Source organism: Variovorax sp. J22G73 (assembly GCF_030317035.1).
GTDB lineage: Bacteria > Pseudomonadota > Gammaproteobacteria > Burkholderiales > Burkholderiaceae_C > Variovorax.
The window spans coordinates 208,560-225,306 of record NZ_JASZYK010000001.1 but is presented as its reverse complement, the minus strand read 5'-3'; the positions used below and the strand labels follow the sequence as shown (position 1 = coordinate 225,306).

17 protein-coding genes are annotated in these 16,747 nt (G+C 67.2%); 3 read left to right on the top strand and 14 right to left on the bottom strand.

Going from position 1 to position 16,747, the window contains the following annotated elements; translation table 11 throughout:
* Window positions 1-22: 22 nt before the first annotated feature.
* From QTI51_RS00985 to QTI51_RS00930, 12 genes are all read right to left on the bottom strand, one after another.
* Complete coding sequence (locus QTI51_RS00985) at window positions 23-718, bottom strand: transposase (RefSeq protein ID WP_286513269.1); 696 nt, start codon at window positions 716-718, stop codon at window positions 23-25.
* A 67-nt stretch (window positions 719-785) separates the two neighbouring features.
* Window positions 786-1,673 (bottom strand): class I SAM-dependent methyltransferase, encoded by an 888-nt coding sequence (locus QTI51_RS00980; RefSeq protein WP_116912203.1) that lies wholly within the window; start codon window positions 1,671-1,673, stop codon window positions 786-788.
* Window positions 1,670-2,245: a DUF1415 domain-containing protein gene (locus QTI51_RS00975; RefSeq protein WP_286513275.1), complete on the bottom strand. Its 576-nt coding sequence runs from the start codon at window positions 2,243-2,245 to the stop codon at window positions 1,670-1,672. The genes QTI51_RS00980 and QTI51_RS00975 overlap by 4 nt, the downstream gene beginning before the upstream one ends.
* Window positions 2,242-3,483 carry an MFS transporter gene (locus tag QTI51_RS00970; protein WP_286547585.1) on the bottom strand — a complete coding sequence of 414 codons (1,242 nt, stop codon included), beginning with the start codon at window positions 3,481-3,483 and terminating at the stop codon, window positions 2,242-2,244. Before QTI51_RS00970 ends, QTI51_RS00975 begins: the two co-directional genes overlap by 4 nt.
* A 26-nt stretch (window positions 3,484-3,509) precedes the next feature.
* Entirely contained in the window at window positions 3,510-4,640 is a 1,131-nt protein-coding gene (locus QTI51_RS00965; RefSeq protein WP_116912206.1) for a deoxyguanosinetriphosphate triphosphohydrolase, read from the bottom strand.
* On the bottom strand, window positions 4,637-5,746 hold the full coding sequence (gene aroB / locus QTI51_RS00960; protein WP_286513279.1) for a 3-dehydroquinate synthase: 1,110 nt from the start codon (window positions 5,744-5,746) through the stop codon (window positions 4,637-4,639). The genes QTI51_RS00965 and aroB overlap by 4 nt, the downstream gene beginning before the upstream one ends.
* A 73-nt stretch (window positions 5,747-5,819) precedes the next feature.
* Complete coding sequence (locus QTI51_RS00955; RefSeq protein ID WP_286513282.1) at window positions 5,820-6,374, bottom strand: shikimate kinase; 555 nt, start codon at window positions 6,372-6,374, stop codon at window positions 5,820-5,822.
* A gap of 23 nt (window positions 6,375-6,397) precedes the next feature.
* On the bottom strand, window positions 6,398-8,542 hold the full coding sequence (locus QTI51_RS00950; RefSeq protein ID WP_116912209.1) for a type IV pilus secretin PilQ: 2,145 nt from the start codon (window positions 8,540-8,542) through the stop codon (window positions 6,398-6,400).
* Window positions 8,539-9,081 carry a pilus assembly protein PilP gene (locus QTI51_RS00945; protein ID WP_116912210.1) on the bottom strand — a complete coding sequence of 181 codons (543 nt, stop codon included), beginning with the start codon at window positions 9,079-9,081 and terminating at the stop codon, window positions 8,539-8,541. Before QTI51_RS00945 ends, QTI51_RS00950 begins: the two co-directional genes overlap by 4 nt.
* Window positions 9,078-9,755, bottom strand: coding sequence for a type IV pilus inner membrane component PilO (locus QTI51_RS00940; protein WP_116912348.1), 678 nt, complete (start codon window positions 9,753-9,755; stop codon window positions 9,078-9,080). The genes QTI51_RS00945 and QTI51_RS00940 overlap by 4 nt, the downstream gene beginning before the upstream one ends.
* A 6-nt stretch (window positions 9,756-9,761) precedes the next feature.
* On the bottom strand, window positions 9,762-10,382 hold the full coding sequence (locus QTI51_RS00935) for a PilN domain-containing protein (RefSeq protein ID WP_116912211.1): 621 nt from the start codon (window positions 10,380-10,382) through the stop codon (window positions 9,762-9,764).
* A complete protein-coding gene (locus QTI51_RS00930; RefSeq protein WP_286513320.1) occupies window positions 10,379-11,458 on the bottom strand; it encodes a pilus assembly protein PilM in 1,080 nt (359 codons plus the stop codon). Before QTI51_RS00930 ends, QTI51_RS00935 begins: the two co-directional genes overlap by 4 nt.
* A gap of 240 nt (window positions 11,459-11,698) precedes the next feature.
* Between QTI51_RS00930 and QTI51_RS00925 the strand changes: the two genes are divergently transcribed.
* Complete coding sequence (locus QTI51_RS00925) at window positions 11,699-14,107, top strand: penicillin-binding protein 1A (protein WP_286513322.1); 2,409 nt, start codon at window positions 11,699-11,701, stop codon at window positions 14,105-14,107.
* An 18-nt stretch (window positions 14,108-14,125) separates the two neighbouring features.
* Here the strand turns inward: QTI51_RS00925 and cyaY are convergent, their stop codons facing one another.
* Entirely contained in the window at window positions 14,126-14,458 is a 333-nt protein-coding gene (gene cyaY / locus QTI51_RS00920) for an iron donor protein CyaY (protein WP_286513325.1), read from the bottom strand.
* A 12-nt stretch (window positions 14,459-14,470) separates the two neighbouring features.
* Between cyaY and lptM the strand changes: the two genes are divergently transcribed.
* The gene (gene lptM / locus QTI51_RS00915) at window positions 14,471-14,770 is read left to right on the top strand and encodes an LPS translocon maturation chaperone LptM (protein ID WP_286513328.1); all 300 of its coding nucleotides are present in this window, start codon (window positions 14,471-14,473) and stop codon (window positions 14,768-14,770) included.
* Window positions 14,767-16,053, top strand: coding sequence for a diaminopimelate decarboxylase (lysA, locus tag QTI51_RS00910; RefSeq protein WP_286513330.1), 1,287 nt, complete (start codon window positions 14,767-14,769; stop codon window positions 16,051-16,053). The genes lptM and lysA overlap by 4 nt, the downstream gene beginning before the upstream one ends.
* A gap of 27 nt (window positions 16,054-16,080) precedes the next feature.
* Here the strand turns inward: lysA and msrQ are convergent, their stop codons facing one another.
* On the bottom strand, window positions 16,081-16,743 hold the full coding sequence (gene msrQ, locus QTI51_RS00905) for a protein-methionine-sulfoxide reductase heme-binding subunit MsrQ (RefSeq protein WP_286513332.1): 663 nt from the start codon (window positions 16,741-16,743) through the stop codon (window positions 16,081-16,083).
* Window positions 16,744-16,747: the final 4 nt, after the last annotated feature.

Sequence of the window (16,747 nt, the reverse complement as noted above, 5' to 3'; positions counted from 1 at the left end):
GGCGCAGCGGCGGTTCAGGCGCTCAGGATTGGGGGTTGGAAGGCGGCCGACCCGCCTTGGCCTTCACCACCCGGCGCTCGGTGGACTTCTGCAGCGAGTCCAGAAAATCCTCGTCGCCCGCCGCCCAGCCGCGCAAGGTGGCCTCGGTCAGCGCCGTCTGGTCGGCGCCGCGCACGCCGCCGCGCACCAACTCGACATAGGCGGCCTCACGCGCGAACGGCGTGTTGCCGAGCTCCCAGTACAGCGGGTGCGGCGTCAGCAGCCGGTCGTGCCGCAGCCCGGCGTAGTGGCCGTGGCTGGACCACGGAAAGTCGCGCGCATCGGCCACCATGCCCGCGCGCACCGGGTTCAGGTCGATGTAGGCCATGCAGGTCAGCAGGTAGCGGTCGGTCTGGATCAGCGTCGAGCGGTAGCGCCCTTCCCACAGCGTGCCGCTGCGGCCGTGCCGGTCGTTGAAATAGCGCACGTAGCTGCGCCCCACCGACTGCATGAGCTGCGGCAGGCCGGTGGTGCTGTCGGGCGTGGCCAGCAGGTGGAAGTGGTTGTCCATCAGCACGTAGGCGTGCAGCGCGACGCGAAAGCGCACGGCGTTTTCGGCCAGCAGCGAAAGCAGCTTCTCGTGGTCGGCGCGGTCCACGAAGATCGGCTGGCGGTTGTTGCCGCGCTGGATCACGTGGTGCGGCATGCCGGCCAGGGTGAGACGGGGAAGACGGGCCATGGGCGTGTGTCTGCGAACCGACCTGCGGGCTGTGTGTGAGCGCTGTGTGTGCGGGCTGCGCCGCCGCTCAGGCCAGGCGAAAGCGCGTGTCGCCCAGCGCGTCGAGCCCGAACTGCGCCAGCAGCTCGCGCAGCCGGGTCGCCGCGCTGGCCTTTCGCTGGCCGGTGTAGCGCGCCAGGATCAGCTCGTTCTTCATGCTGTGCTCCCAGCCCACCAGCTCGGTGACGGTAACGCTGTAGCCGTTGGCCTCCAGGTACAGGCAGCGCAGCACGTTGGTCAGCTGGCTGCCGATCTCGCGGGTGTGCAGCGGATGGCGCCACAGCTCGGCCAGCGGCGTGCGCGACAGCGCCAGCGCCTTGGTCTCGCGCAGGCAGGCGGCCACCTCGGCCTGGCAGCACGGCACCAGCACCATGCAGCGCGCCTTCTTGGCCAGGCCGAAGGCGATGGCGTCGTCGGTGGCGGTGTCGCAGGCGTGCAGCGCGGTGACCACGTCGATCTGCGCGGGCAACTCGCTCGCCTGCGCCGACTCGGCCACCGTGAGGTTCAGGAACGACATGCGCTCGAAGCCCAGGCGCTGCGCCAGCGCGCGCGAGCGCTCGACCAGCTCGCCGCGCGTCTCGATGCCGTAGACGTGGCCGCCGCCCTGCCGCGCGCGGAAGAACAGGTCGTAGATGATGAAGCCGAGGTACGACTTGCCCGCCCCATGGTCGGCCAGCGTGGCGCCCGCGCCCTCTTCGGGCAGCTCGCGCAGCAATTGCTCGATGAACTGGAACAGGTGGTAGACCTGCTTGAGCTTGCGGCGCGAGTCCTGGTTGAGCCGGCCCTCGCGGGTGAGGATGTGCAGCTCCTTCAGCAGCTCGACCGACTGGCCGGGCTTGAGCACCTCGGCCAGTTCGGCGTCCGCCTTGGCGGCCTTGTTCGTCTTTGCTTCTTTGGTGGCGGTCTTCATGTTCATGGCTTGGCACTCCCGGGGCCGATGTCCAGCGCCGCCCAGCCTTGGGGGCCCAGCGCCTCGAGGGTGTCTATGTTGCGCTCGAAGATCGCTTCGGCGTCTGGAAAGGCATCGACCGCGCGGCCGACGCTGTCTTCGCGCAGCAGGTGCAGCGTGGGGTACGGCGCGCGGTTGGTGGCGTTGCCGATGTCGTCGGCCTCGGTGCCGGCGAACTGGAACCGCGGATGAAAGCTGGCCAGCTGGAACACGCCCTCGTAGCCAGCGCGCGCGAGCCGGCGCTCGGCGCGCGCCGTGAAGTCGTTGAAGTCCAGGAAGTCGGCCAAGGTGTTCGGTGCAATCAAGAGGGTGGTGTCGCGCACGGAGGCGTCCAGCGCCGCGAGCGCTTCGGCCTGGGACAGCAACGCGTCCATCAGGTCGGCCGGGTCGGCGCTCTCGTACACGGCGTAGTGGATCTGGCCTTTCACGTGCACGGCCTTCGCGAACGGGCACAGGTTGAGGCCGATCACGGCGCGCTCCAGCCAGCGCCGCATGTCGGCTTCGGCCTGGAGGGGGGCTATTGTCGCCATGCCGTTCATGCCATCTCCGCGGCAGGGCGAATCCGCCCCAGGCGCCGCGCGACCGCCATGCCGACCAGCGAGCAGGCCAGCGTGGCCGCCCACGTCCAGTGCCAGCCGCCGACGCGGTGGGCCAGCCAGGCCACGGCGGGCGGCGCCAGGAACTGGCCCAGCGAGGACGCCTGCTGCATCAGGCCGATGGTCGTGGACACGGTGGACGGCCCGGGCGCCAGGCGCACACCGAGAAAGAACAGCGTGGCCGGCACCATGCCGCCACCCAGCGAGAACGCGCAGACCGCGATGTAGCGCAGCGCGGGCGGCAGGCCCAGCGCGTCCGCGCCCTGCCCCAGCTGCGCGAAGGCGGCCACGCCGCCCAGCGCCATGGTCAGGAAACCGAACTGCAGCAGGCGCTGCGGCGCCACGCCGCGCTGAAGCCAGCGCCCGCCCGCGATGTTGCCGACAATGTTCATGGCCGCCGCCAGCGCGGTCAGCACCGCGTTCCAGGCGGGAGGAACGCCGGCGCCGGCGTAGATGGCCGGCAGGAAGCCGATCACCGCCATCCATTGCGAGGAGTACACCGCGAAGGTCAGGCCGACCAGCCAGGGAGCGCGGGCGCCGACGGTGGCGCGCAGGCGCGAAGTCCAGCCGGTCGACGCGCTTCCGGGTGCCGCCGCGCGAAGCCGGTCGGCCGGCACCGCCAGCCACACCCAGACCGCGGCGAGCGCCGAGACGAGCGACAACGCCCACCACCAGTCGGCCCACCCACCCCAGGCGATCAATGCCGGCCCCAGTAGCAGCGCCAATGCCACGCCCAGCGGCATGTAGGCGCCCCACAACCCCAAGGCAGCCTTGTCGGCGCCCGGCGGCGTCAGGGCGCGGATCAGCCCCGGCCCAGGCATCACGGCCAACAGGAAACCGATACCTTCAATGGCGCGCAACACCAGCAGCCATTCGACGGCGTGCGCGCCGCCCAACGCACCCGCTGCACCCTGGCCGACCAGCCCGCCCAACAGGCTGGCGACCGTCAACACACCGAGCCCGGTCAGCATGCTGCGGCGCAGGCCGATGGTGTCGGCGGCCAGGCCGGCGACCAGGCCCAGCGTCATGCTCGCGACCTGCACCAGCGACAGCAGGAAGCCGGCTTCCACCAGGCCGATGCCCAGCGAGGCCTGCAACGCCGGCACCGCGGGCGGCAGCTTGCCCAGGTGCAAGGCGCCGCTGACGCCGCCCAGCAGCACGGCGAAGACGGCGACCGGCACGCGCGGTGGCGCAGTGTCGGCCTGGCTCACGCGATGCCCCGGCGGCCGGTGAGCCGCTCGTGCTCGCGCATGGCGAAACGGTCGGTCATGCCGGCGATGTAGTCGGCGACCGCGCGGTGCCTGTCGTCGCGCTCGGCATACGAATCGGGCATTTCCGCGCTGCGCGCGAGGTAGGCGTCGAACAGCTCGCGCACCACCTGCTGCGCCTGGTCGGTGGTCTGCGTGACCTGCGGATGCCGGTAGAGGTTGCGGAACAGAAAACGCTTCAGGTCTTCCGATTGCGCCTGCATGCCCTCGCTGAAGGCCACGACGGGCGGCGCCTGGCGCACCGCGTCGGCATCGGCGGGCGCCAGGGCTTCCAGGGCGGCACGCGTGGCGTCGATCACGTCGTAGACCTGCGCGCTCAGCATGCGCCGGATGGTCTCGTAGAGCACGCGACGGCCGTGCAGCTGCGGGTATTCGGCGAGCGCTTCGCGGCGGTAGCGTTCGAACAGCTCCACGTCACCCAGCTGCTCGACGCTGATGAGGCCCGAACGCACGCCGTCGTCGATGTCGTGCGCGTTGTAGGCGATAGCGTCGGCCAGGTTGCACAGCTGCGCCTCGAGGCCGGGCTGCGTGCGGTCCAGAAAGCGCCGCGCCACGCCGCCGGGCTCGCCCGCCTCGATGCGCTCGGCGTTCGCGCGCGAGCAGTGCTTCAGGATGCCTTCGCGGGTCTCGAAGCTGAGGTTCAGGCCGTCGTACTGCGGATAGCGGTGCTCCAGCGCGTCGACCACCCGCAGGCTCTGCAGGTTGTGCTCGAAGCCGCCGTGGCCGGCCATGCAGGCGTTCAGCGCGTCCTGCCCGGCATGGCCGAAGGGCGTGTGGCCCAGGTCGTGCGCCAGGGCAATCGCCTCGACCAGGTCTTCGTTGATGCGCAGGGCCCGGGCGATGGAGCGGCCCAGTTGCGCCACTTCGAGCGAATGCGTGAGCCGCGTGCGAAACAGGTCGCCCTCGTGGTTCAGGAACACCTGGGTCTTGTAGACCAGCCGGCGGAACGCGGTGGAGTGCACGATGCGGTCGCGGTCGCGCTGGAACACATCGCGCGTGGGCGCGGGCGGCTCGGCATGCCGACGGCCGCGCGAGCGCGCGGGCTGGCAGGCATAGGCCGCGAGGCTCATCCCTCGCAGCACTGCGCGAGCACTTCGCGCACCAGCGCGTCGGGCGCACTGCGGACCACGGCCGAGCCGGGCTTGTCGATCACCACGAAGCGGGTCTCGCCGGCTTCCGATTTCTTGTCGACGCGCATCAGCTCCAGGTAGCGCTCCGCGCCGAGTGCCGGGCCGACGGTCGGCAGCCCGGCGCGCTGGATCAGCCGCGTGAGCCGCTCGACAAAGGCCGCATCCACGCCGCCCAGCCGTTGCGACAGGTGCGCCGCCATGACCATGCCGCAGCCGACGCCCTCGCCGTGCAGCCACTCGCCGTAGCCCAGTCCCGACTCGATCGCGTGGCCGAAGGTGTGGCCGAAATTCAGAATGGCGCGCAGGCCGGTCTCGCGCTCGTCCTGCCCGACCACCAGCGCCTTGATCTCGCAGCTGCGCTTCACGGCGTAGGCCAGCGCGGCAGGATCGCGCGCCACCAGCGCATCGACGTTGGCCTCGATCCAGTCGAAAAAGGCCATGTCGTGGATCGGCCCGTACTTGATGACCTCGGCCAGCCCCGCGCTCAACTCGCGCGGGGGCAGCGTCTGCAGCGTGGACAGGTCGCACACCACCAGCTGCGGCTGGTAGAACGCGCCGATCATGTTCTTGCCCAGCGGATGGTTGATGGCCGTCTTGCCGCCGACCGACGAATCGACCTGCGCCAGCAGGGTGGTCGGCACCTGGATGAAGGGCACGCCGCGCATGTAGCTGGCGGCGGCAAAGCCGGTCATGTCGCCCACCACGCCGCCACCCAGGGCGAACAGCACCGTCTTGCGGTCGCTGCCGTGGCCCAGCAGGGCGTCGAAGATCAGGTTCAGCGTCTGCAGGTTCTTGTGCACTTCGCCGTCGGGCAGCTCGAGCAGATGAACCGTGCGATAGCGGCCCGCCAGCGCGGCCTTCAGCGCCTTGGCGTAGAGCGGCGCCACCGTGGTGTTGCTGACGATCAGGGCGGAAGCGGCGGCCGGCGCGGCGGCGAAATTCCGGGGGTCGTCGAGCAGGCCGGCGCCGATGAGGATCGGGTAGCTGCGGTCGCCGAGCTGGATGTCGACGCGTTCTGGCGAAACGGAAAGTACAGGCAAAGACATGGCAGCGAGTTTAGGCGCTGCGGCCGGGGCCGGCTGACCCGCACCGACCGACCGAGCCGCGCCGGCTGCGGCCTCAGGTTCCGGCGCCAGGCTCTTCGGGATGGGCGCCGGGCTCGACGATGCCGGCCAGCTCCAGCTGCATCACGATGATGTTCACCAACATGGCGATGGAAGGCCGACCGGTGTCGACCACGTCGTGGGCGGTTTCTCGGTAGAACGGGTCGCGCGCGTCGTGCAGCTCCCGCAGCCGACCCAGCGGATCGGCCACCTGGAGCAAGGGCCGCTTGACGTCGTGGCGCAGTCGCCGGAACAGGTCTTCGGGGGAGGAGCGCAGGTAGATCACGTGGAAGTGATCGCGCAACTGGTTGCGGTTGGCCTCCCTGAGCACCGCGCCCCCGCCGGTGGCCAGCACGCCCTCGGCGCTGGCGGCCAGGTCGGCGATCACGCTCTGCTCGAGGTCGCGGAAGGAGGCTTCGCCCTCGCGGTCGAAGTAGTCGCGGATCGAGCAGCCGATGCGCTGCTCGATCACGTGATCGGTGTCGATGAAGGGAAGGTCCAGCCGCATTCCCAGGCGCCGGCCCACTGCGGATTTTCCGGCGCCGGGCAAACCGACGAGTGCGACCGCCACGCGGTGGCTGCTACGCCCGCGCGTCAGCGCGCGGCGTTGCGGTCGGTAATCATCTTCGGGGTGATAAAGACGAGCATTTCGGTCTTGTTGGCAACGCGTTCGCGCTTGCGGAACAGTGCACCCAGGTAGGGCACTTCACCCAGCACCGGCACGCGCGATTCGTCATTGGTTTCGGTGAGCTCGAAGATACCACCGATGACGACCGTGCCGCCATTCTCCACCAGCACCTCGGTCTGCACGTGCTTGGTGTTGATGGCCGGGCCCGCCGAGGTATTCACGCCGCGGGCGTCCTTGCTCACGTCCAGCGTGAGGATGATGTTGCCTTCGGGCGTGATCTGCGGCGTCACTTCGAGCTTCAGCACCGCCTTGCGGAACGAGATCGAGGTCGCGCCGCTGGACGTGGCTTGCTGGTACGGAATTTCTTCACCCTGCTCGATCAGCGCTTTGGTCTGGTCGGCCGTGATGACGCGGGGGCTGGACACCAGCTTGCCCTTGCCGTCGGCTTCGAGCGCGGAGATTTCCAGGTTCAGCATGCGCGAGAAGCTCGAGTTGAACAGCGAGATCGCGAAGGTGCCTGCCGCGTTGCCGGTACCGCCTGCGTCGCCTGCGGGGAGGTTGACGAAGTTGGAGTTCGTGAAGGTACTGGAAGAGCCTCCGGTGCTGTTCGACGTCGGGATCGTCCCGACGTTGGCAAAGGCACGGTTGCCGGCCGAGGAAGCAAAACGCTCACCGGCGATGCCGCCCCCGAGCTTGACGCCCAGCGACTTGCCGAAGGTGTCGGACGCCTCGACGATCCGGGCCTCGATCAGCACCTGGCGAACGGGAATGTCGAGCTTCTGGATCAACTCGGAAACCTGCGCAAGGCGAGATGGAATGTCGGACACGAAGAGCTGGTTCGTGCGCGACTCGGCAATCACGCTGCCGCGAGGGCTCAGGATACGGGTCGCCGTGCCGCTTGCACCACCGCCACCGGAACCGCCTGCGGAGGCTCCCGTCCCGGTCAGGCCTTGCGCAATGACAAGTGCCTTGGTGTAGTTGAGCTGAAATGACTGCGTGCGCAGCGGCTCCAGGTTTTCAATCGCGGCCTTCGCCTCGAACTCGAGCTTTTCCTTGGCGTTCAGTTCGTCCTTGGGCGCGATCCACAGCACGCTGCCGTTCTTACGCATACCCAGGTTCTTGGCCTGCATGATGATGTCGAGCGCCTGGTCCCACGGCACATCCTTCAGCCGCAGCGTCAGCGCGCCAGTCACGGAGTCCGAGGTCACGATGTTGAAGTTCGTGAAGTCGGCGATCACCTGCAACAGCGAGCGGATCTCGATGTTCTGGAAGTTGAGCGACAGCTTCTCGCCGTTGTAGCCCACGCCTTGGGTCAGCTTCGTCGGGTCGACCTTGCGGGCGCGCATTTCGACCACAAACTGGTTTTCGCTCTGGTAGGCGCTGTGCTCCCAGTCGCCCTTGCCTTCGATCGTCATGCGGACGCGGTCGCCCGACTGCTGCGAGGTGATGAGCTGCACGGGCGTGCCGAAATCGGCAACGTCGAGGCGGCGACGCAGGCCTTCGGGCAGCGTCGACTTGGTGAACTCGACGACCAGGTTCTTGCCCTGTTGCTTGACGTCCACGCCGACCTGGTTGTTCGGAAGGTCGACGATCACGCGGCCGGTGCTGTCGCTGCCGAGCCGGAAGTCGACGTCCCGCAGCGGCAGCGTGTCGCGGTTGCGGTTCTCGGCGAATGCCGTTGCCGCGGACGTGGCGAGCGCCGCGCCCGCGGCAGGCTCGAGAACGACCAGCAGCGATTTGCCCTGAATCTCTGCCTTGTAGGCCGTGGCCTGCTTCAGGTTCAGCACCACGCGGCTGCGCTCGCCCACCTGCACCACGTTGACGGAACGAAGGTTGCCCTGGTTCACTTCAATGGCGGAACGGCCGATGCCGTTCGTGACGCCCGGGAAGTCGAGCGCGATGCGCGCAGGCGTCTGAACGGCAAACCCAGCTGGTACGGCCGTGAGCGGTTGCGCGAGATCGATGCGAACCACCTCCGCACCGGATTGCGTGGAACTGGTCACCGCCTCGATGGCGTTTTGCGCATGGGCTGCGGCCAGTGCACCGAAGGCCAGCAGACCCAGTCCTGCCGCGCGCAGCCACTGTGCCATTTTGGAATTTTTGGGGTTCATTTCTTTCCACTCTCTTGCAGCTGCAGCGTTGCGACGCGCTCGATCCATTCACCGGCCGCGTCCTGCACGATCTCGCGCAGGCCGACTTCGGTTTCGTTGATACGGGTGATGCGCCCGTAGTTGAGTCCCAGGTACTCGCCGACGCGCACCTTGTAGAGGAGCTTGTCGACGCGCACCAGCGCCACCGGCTGGCTGTTGCGGTTCATGCTGCCCACCATGGCAATGGCGTCGAGCGGGAAGGCTTCGAGCGCCTCTTTGCGGCGTGCAAGTTCCGGCGCGATCAGCTCCGACGTGGTGGGCTGGTTCGACTCGCGGCGCAGCGCCTGCGTCAGCTTCAATATGTTGAAGGGCTCGAACGAAGTTGCTTCGGTGTAGGCCTGCGGCGTGAACTTCTTCGGGGCGGTGATCGGCGGCACCGAAGGCTTGACCTGTGCGCGCTGCTCGGCCATCCAGCGCTGCGTCTCACCCTGATCGGATTCGCAGGCGCTCAGCCCCAACGCGGCCAGCGTCAGCCAGAGAATCTTGGCTACGGCCTTCACTTTTTCACCTTCTGCGTGGCGGCCCGTTTCTGTGCGGCCCGCTCGTCGTCGTCAAGGTAGCGGAAGGTGCGCGCCGTGGTGTCCATCGTCAGCATGTCCTTGTCCTTCTGCGGCGTGACCGTGATGTTGTTCAGCGTCACGATGCGCGACAGCGCCGCCACGTCGGCCACGAAGGCCCCCATGTCGTGATAGCGACCGGTGACGCGCACAGCGATCGGCAGCTCGGCGTAATAGTCCTTCACCGACACCTGGCCCGGGCGGAACAGCTCGAACTGCAGGCTGCGACCAAGGCCCGCCTGGTTGATGTCCGAGAGCAGCGCGTCCATTTCCGCTTTGCTGGGCAATTGCTTCTCGAGCAAGGTCACGTATTGCTGCACCTGCTCGCGCTGCTTCTTCAGCAGCTCGAGGTTGGCGGCCTGCGCCACCTTCTTCGAGTAGTCGGCCTTGAGCGCGACTTCCTTGCTGCGTTCGCTTTCGAGTTCGTCGTTCGAATTGGTCAGCCAGACGAACCACAGGGCGACCAGCACCAGCGCGGTCACGGCCAGGCACAGCGCGTAGCGAGGCACCGTCGGCCACATCGACGGATCGTTCGGATTGAGTCCGCGGAACTGCTCGCCGAAACGGCGAAGCGCCGCGGCGACATCTACTTTCTGGGAGGGGCGATTGCTTGCCATGATCGATTACCCCTTGGTCTGCGCCGCTGCGGCCAAGGCCTTGTCGGCGGCGGCCTTCTGCGCGTCGGTGGGCCGCTTCAGGCCGATGCGCATCGTGAAGTTCGCGACGCGGCGCTGGTCGCGCTGGCTCAGGTTGACGTTGGCCGAGGTGATTTCGACCAGTTCAGGCTTAACGAGCCAGGGGCTGTTGTTGCCCAGGTTGCGCAGCAGCTCAGAGACGCGCTCGTTCGATTGCGCCATGCCTTGCAGGGTGACGGTCTGGTTCTCCTGCTTCATGTTGGTCAGGTAGACACCGTCGGGCAACTGCCGCACCAGCTCGTTGAGCAAATGCACCGGCAGGTTGCGGTCGCCCTGCAGGTCTTCGACTGCCAGCTGGCGCGCGCGCAAGCCGGCGATTTCTTCCTGCAACGTCGAGATTTCCTTGATCTCGACTTCGAGCTTCTTGATTTCGGCCTGCAGGAAGCCGTTCTTGGATTGCTGAGCCGCGATCTGGGCTTCGAACCACAGGTAGCCCAGTCCGGCAATCAGCAGGCCGAGAACGGCCGCGCCGCCCAGGGTGCCGTAGAACGCCTCGCGACGCTTCTTGCGTGCAGCTTCGCGGTGGGGAAGCAGGTTGATGAGGATCACTGCAGGAACCTCCGCATGGCCAGACCGCATGAGGTCAGATAGGAAGGCGCCTCGCGCCGAACCTTCTTCTCGCGGATGTTCGAGCTGAGTTCCATGCCGTCGAAGGGGTTCAGCAGCGAGCAGGCGAACGAGGTCTGCCGGGTCACCGCATTGGTCAAGCCCGGCAGCGATGCGGAGCCGCCCGCGAGCAGCACGTAGTCCACCCGGTTGTGCGGCGTGCTGGTGAAGAAGAACTGCAGCGCGCGCGCAATTTCCTGCGCGATGCTTTCCACGAAGGGCTTGAGTACGCCCGAGCCGTAGTCGTCGGGGAGGTCGCCGTTGCGCTTCTTGGCTTCGGCCTCTTCGCCGGAGAACCCGTACTGGCGAACGATCAGCTGGGTGAGCTGCGCGCCGCCGAAGGCCTGGTCGCGGTCATACAGCACTTCCTGGTTGCGCAGCACCTGCATGCTGGTGGTGAACGCGCCCACTTCGAACAGCGCGACGATGGCGTCGGTGCCCTTGCCGGGCAACTGCTCGATCAGGCGGGCTGTGGCCAGGCGCGAGGCGTATGACTCGACGTCGAGAATCATCGCCTTCAAGCCAGCGGCTTCGGCCAAGCCTTCGCGGTCCTGGACCTTTTCCTTGCGGGACGCGGCGATCAGCACTTCGACGTCGCCGGGCGACGAGGTGCTCGGACCCGTCACGCAGAAGTCGAGGCTCACTTCGTCCAGCGAGAACGGGATGTACTGGTTGGCTTCGGACTCGACCTGGATCTCGAGTTCCTGCTCGCTCATGCCACCGGGAAGAATGATCTTCTTGGTGATCACCGCCGAAGGCGGCAGCGCGAGCGCGACATTGCGGGTGCGGGTGCCGCTCTTGCGAATGACGCGGCGAACGGCTTCCGCCACCTCGTCGAACTTCTCGACGTTGCCGTCGGTGATCCAGCCACGTTCCAGGGGTTCGATGGCGCAGCGTTCCAGGACCAGCTTGCCGCTGGCCTCACGGCCGAGCTCGACCAGCTTGACGCTGGACGAACTGACGTCCAGCCCGAGCAGGGGAGCGTTCTGACGACGAAACAATGATCCAAGAGCAGCCAAGGTAGGTTCCTCTATCCCCTGTATTTGTAACCAATAGAAAAATTTGCGTTCGGTTGCATGCTAGCAGCAGGCGTAGCACCTACCAAGCAACGCCGGGGCGCAAAACACACATCCGTTGTCAAAACCTGACGTCAAATCCGCATTTTGTAACTTTTGAATTAGGGCAATGCAAGGGCAACAAAGATCGGATCGTGGGAAGGGAGCGGCTTTTTATAATGTCCGGTGACTCTCCGGCCCTCCATGCAAGAAACATCAAGCCCCAAAGGGCCAGCCAAGACCCCTCCCCCCCGACGCCCGACCTGGCTGAGATGGCTTTTGCGCCTTTTCTTCTGGGGCTTCGGCATCGCCGCTGCCGGCGTGCTGTCGGTGCTGTGCGTGGTGGCGGTGGCGCTGGCGGTCGCGTATCCGAACCTGCCCGACATCACCGAGCTCTCTGACTACCGGCCCAAGCTGCCGCTGCGGGTGTTCTCGGCCGAGGGCATCCTGATCGGCGAATTCGGCGAGGAGCGTCGCAACCTCACGCCCATCTCCGCCATTCCGAAGGTGGTGAAAGACGCGGTGCTCGCCGCTGAAGACACCCGCTTCTACGATCATGGCGGCGTCGACTACAAGGGCATGGTCCGCGCGGGCCTGGCCAACATGAACCGCGTGAAGAGCCAAGGCGCGTCGACCATCACGATGCAGGTGGCGCGCAACGTCTACCTCAGCTCCGAGAAGACGCTGACGCGCAAGATCTACGAGGTGCTGCTGACCTTCAAGCTGGAGCACCTGCTCAGCAAGGACCAGATCTTCGAGATCTACCTGAACCAGATCTACCTGGGCAACCGTGCCTACGGCTTTGCCGCCGCCTCCGAGGCGTATTTCGGCAAGCCGCTGCAGGAGCTCACGATCGCGCAGGCGGCCATGCTCGCCGGCCTGCCCAAGGCCCCCGGCGCGAACAACCCGGTGAACAACCCGCAGCGCGCGCGCGGGCGCCAGTTCTACGTGATCGATCGCATGCAGGACGCCGGCTTCATCACCGCCGAGCAGGCGGCCGAAGCGAAGAAGGAAGAGCTGCACCTGCGCGATGCCGCCGACCCGACCCGCCTGCACGCCGAGTACGTCGCCGAAACCGTGCGCCAGCTCATGTACGCGCAGTACGGCGACAGCACCTACACGCGCGGCCTGAAGGTCTACACCTCGCTGGTGGCGGCCGACCAGGCAGCCGCGTACAAGTCGCTGCGCAAGGGCATCATGGATTACGAGCGCCGCCAGGTTTATCGCGGCCCCGAGAAGTTCGTCGACCTGCCGGCGGACCCCAAGGACGTCGACGAGGCCGTGGACGATGCGCTCAGCGACCACCCCGACAACGGCGACGTCATGGCGGCCGTGGTGCTCAAGGCCACGGCCAAGCAGATCGACGCCGTGCGCGCCAACGGCGATGCGGTGCAGATCACCGGCGACGGACTCAAGCCCGCGCAGTCGGGCCTCTCGGACAAGGCACCGCCCAACATCAAGATCCGCCGCGGCGCGGTGATCCGCGTGGTGAAGACACCCAAGAACACCTGGGAAATCACGCAGCTGCCCGAGGTGGAAGGCGCCTTCGTCGCCATGGACCCGCGTGACGGTGCCATCAAGGCGCTGGTCGGTGGTTTCGACTTCGGCAAGAACAAGTTCAACCACGTCACGCAGGCCTGGCGCCAGCCGGGGTCCAGCTTCAAGCCCTTCATCTATTCGGCGGCGCTCGAGAAGGGCTTCACGCCCGCCACCGTCATCAACGACGGTCCGCTTTTCTTCGATGCCGGCACCACCGGCGGCCAGCCCTGGGAGCCGAAGAACTACGGCGGCGGCTACGACGGCCCGATGACGATGCGCACCGCGCTGATGAAGTCGAAGAACCTCGTGTCGATCCGCATCCTGCAGTCCATCGGCACGCGCTACGCGCAAGACTGGATCACCAACTTCGGCTTCGACAAGGACAAGCACCCGGCCTACCTGCCGATGGCGCTGGGCGCGGGCTCGGTCACGCCGATGCAGATGGCAGTGGGCTACTCGGTGTTCGCCAACGGCGGTTACCGCGTCAACCCGTACCTCGTGACCCGCATCACCGACCACAAGGACAAGGTGCTGGTCGACAAGCAGCCCTCGCTGCTCAACGAGGCCAACCGCGCCATTCCGCAGCGCAACGCCTTCATCATGGACACGCTGCTGAACTCGGTGGCGCGCGCCGGCACCGCGGCCAAGGCGCAGGCCATGCTCAAGCGCCCCGACCTCTACGGCAAGACCGGCACCACCAACGACTCGCTCGACGCCTGGTTCGCCGGCTTCCAGCCGACGATGACGGCCATCTCGTGGATCGGCTACGACACGCCGCGCAACCTGGGCGACCGTGAGACCGGTGGCGGCCTGAGCCTGCCGATCTGGATCACCTTCATGGAAACCGCCATCAAGGGCGTGCCGGTGACCGAGCTGTCGGCCAACCCGCCGCCGGGCATCGTGAGCGTGGGGGGCGAGTGGTATTACGACGACTACGCACCGGGCCGCGGCGTGGCGAGCCTGGGCGTGGAGGCGGCGCCGGTGGCGCCTGCTGAGGCGCTCACCGGTGCGCCGGTGAGCCCGCCGGCACCGCCCGAGGAGCGCAATCGCATCCTCGACATGTTCAGGAACTGACGCGGGTGAATCAGTGAATCAGGCGGCCGCGAACACCAGCGGCTGGCCTGCCTGCAGGGTCGCTTCGCGCGACAGGTTGCCGAAGAATTCCTCGCCGGTCTTGGTGTCCACCCAGGCCTTGCCGTCGTGGCGGTAGTGGTAGCCGCCGGAGCGCGCGGCGAGCCAGATTTCCTGCAGGGGCTTCTGCAGGTTCACGATCAGCTGGCTGCCGTTCTGGAATGAAATCGTGATCATCCCGCCCACCCGCTGGTTGTCGAGGTCGGCGTCGCTCGCGTCGTTGATGCGGTCGCAACCCTGCTCGATGGCAGAGAGCGCTGCTTCGGCGCGGTTCATGTACTCAATGTCGGTCATTACAATTTCGCTATGTTGAATGTTCGCCAAATTCTAGTGAGCACCCGCCCCCGCGCTGCGCTCATGGTCTGCCTCGTCGCAGGCGCCGCCGGGCTGGTCGCCTGTGGACAGCGTGGTCCGCTGTACCTGCCGACCGACCCCGCTGCCGCCGGACGCGCCACCTTGCCGCAGCTGATCACCCCCGACAGCCTGAGACCCTCTTCCTCTCCCTCTTCGTCCAGCGAGGCAGCCCCCGCACCTGCTGCTGCGGCCAGCGCACCGGCCTCAGCTGCCAGCGCCCCCGCCGGCACCACCACGGAACCGCGCAAGTGACAGCCGCTTCAGCTTCCTCCCCCCTCCCCGGCCAGCCGCACATCGCCCAACGCGACGGCGCCCTGCACGTCGAAGGCGTCGCGCTCGAGGCGCTGGCCCGCGAGCATGGCACCCCCCTGTTCGTGTACTCGAAGCAATGGATGCTCGACGCCCTCGCCGCCTACCAGCGCGGCTTCGAAGGCCGCGACGCGCTCATCTGCTACGCGATGAAAGCCAATTCGTCGCTCGGCGTGCTGCGGGTGTTTGCGGAAGCCGGCTGCGGCTTCGACATCGTCTCAGGCGGTGAGCTGTCGCGCGTGCTGGCCGTGGGCGCCGACCCGAAGAAGATCATCTTCTCGGGCGTCGGCAAGACCCGCGCCGAAATGCGCCAGGCCCTCGCTGCCGGCATCGCCTGCTTCAACGTGGAAAGCGAAGCCGAGCTCGACGTGCTCAACGAAGTGGCGCTGGCCGAAGGCGGCCGCGCCCCGATCAGCATCCGCATCAATCCGAACGTCGACCCGAAGACGCACCCGTACATCTCCACGGGCCTGAAGGGCAACAAGTTCGGCATCGCGCACGACCGCGCGGTCGAGGCCTATCGCCACGCCGCGAAGTTGCCCGGGCTGGAAGTGGTGGGCATCGACTGCCACATCGGCTCGCAGATCACCGAAGCCTCGCCCTACCTCGACGCCTGCGACCGCGTGCTGGACCTGGTGGAGGCCATCGAGGCGGCCGGCGTGCCCATTCATCACCTGGACTTCGGCGGCGGCCTGGGCATCGACTACAACGGCGAAGTGCCGCCCAAAGCAGACGACCTCTGGCAGCAGCTGCTCGCCAAGCTCGACGCGCGCGGCTTCGGCCAGCGCAAGCTGGTGATCGAGCCTGGCCGCTCGCTGGTGGGCAATGCCGGCGTGTGCGTGACCGAGGTGCTGTACACCAAGCCCGGCGAAGACAAGAATTTCTGCATCGTCGACGCGGCCATGAACGACCTGCCGCGCCCGGCCATGTACCAGGCCTTCCAGCGCATCGTGTCGCTGCGCACGCGCGCCGGAGACGCCCCGACCTACGACGTGGTGGGCCCGGTCTGCGAAAGCGGCGACTGGATCGGACGCGACCGCGCGCTCAACGTGGTGGCCGGCGACATGCTGGCCGTGCTGTCGGCCGGCGCGTACTGCATGAGCATGTCCAGCAACTACAACACGCGCGGCCGTGCCGCCGAGGTGCTGGTGAGCGGTGCCACTGCCAAGCTGATCCGCCGTCGCGAGACGATGGAAGACCAGCTGCGCGCAGAGATCGACGGCTGAGCGCCGTCCCAATACCCTGAAGCAAGGTCAGCGGGTGCGCAGCGGCTTCTCGCCGCCGCGCGTCACACCCGCTGCAGGCTGCCTGGCCTTGTTGCGCTTGCTCGCGAAGTTCCACACGCGCCACGCCAGCAGCACCCCGATGATCGCGACGTAGATGAACACCTCGGCGAAGTTGTTCTTGCCCGCGCGCATCCAGAAGAAGTGCAGCAGCCCGAGCCCCGCGATCACGTAGACGAGCTTGTGCAGCATCTGCCAACGCCTGGCGCCCATCGCCTTGATCGCGCGGTTGAACGACGTGGCCGCCAGCGGCGTGAGCAGCACGAAGGCCGAGAACCCCACGAGGATGAACGGCCGCTTCGCGATGTCCTTCGCGATGTCGCCCCACTCGAAGCCCATGTCGAACCAGCTGTAGCACAGCAGGTGTACCACCACGTAGAAGTACGCGAACAGGCCCAGCATGCGGCGGTAGCGCGCGAGCGCGTTCCACTTCGTCATGACCCGCAGCGGCGTCACTGCCAGCACGATGCAGATGAAGCGCAGCGTCCAGTCGCCGGTGGCGCGAATCAGGTACTCGGCCGGGTTGGCGCCGAGCCCGTCGGTGAACGCGCCGTAGGCGAGCCACGCGAACGGCAGCAGGCACAGCAGGAACACCACCGGCTTGCTGGCCGGGTGCATGAGCAGCTTGTTCATGGGA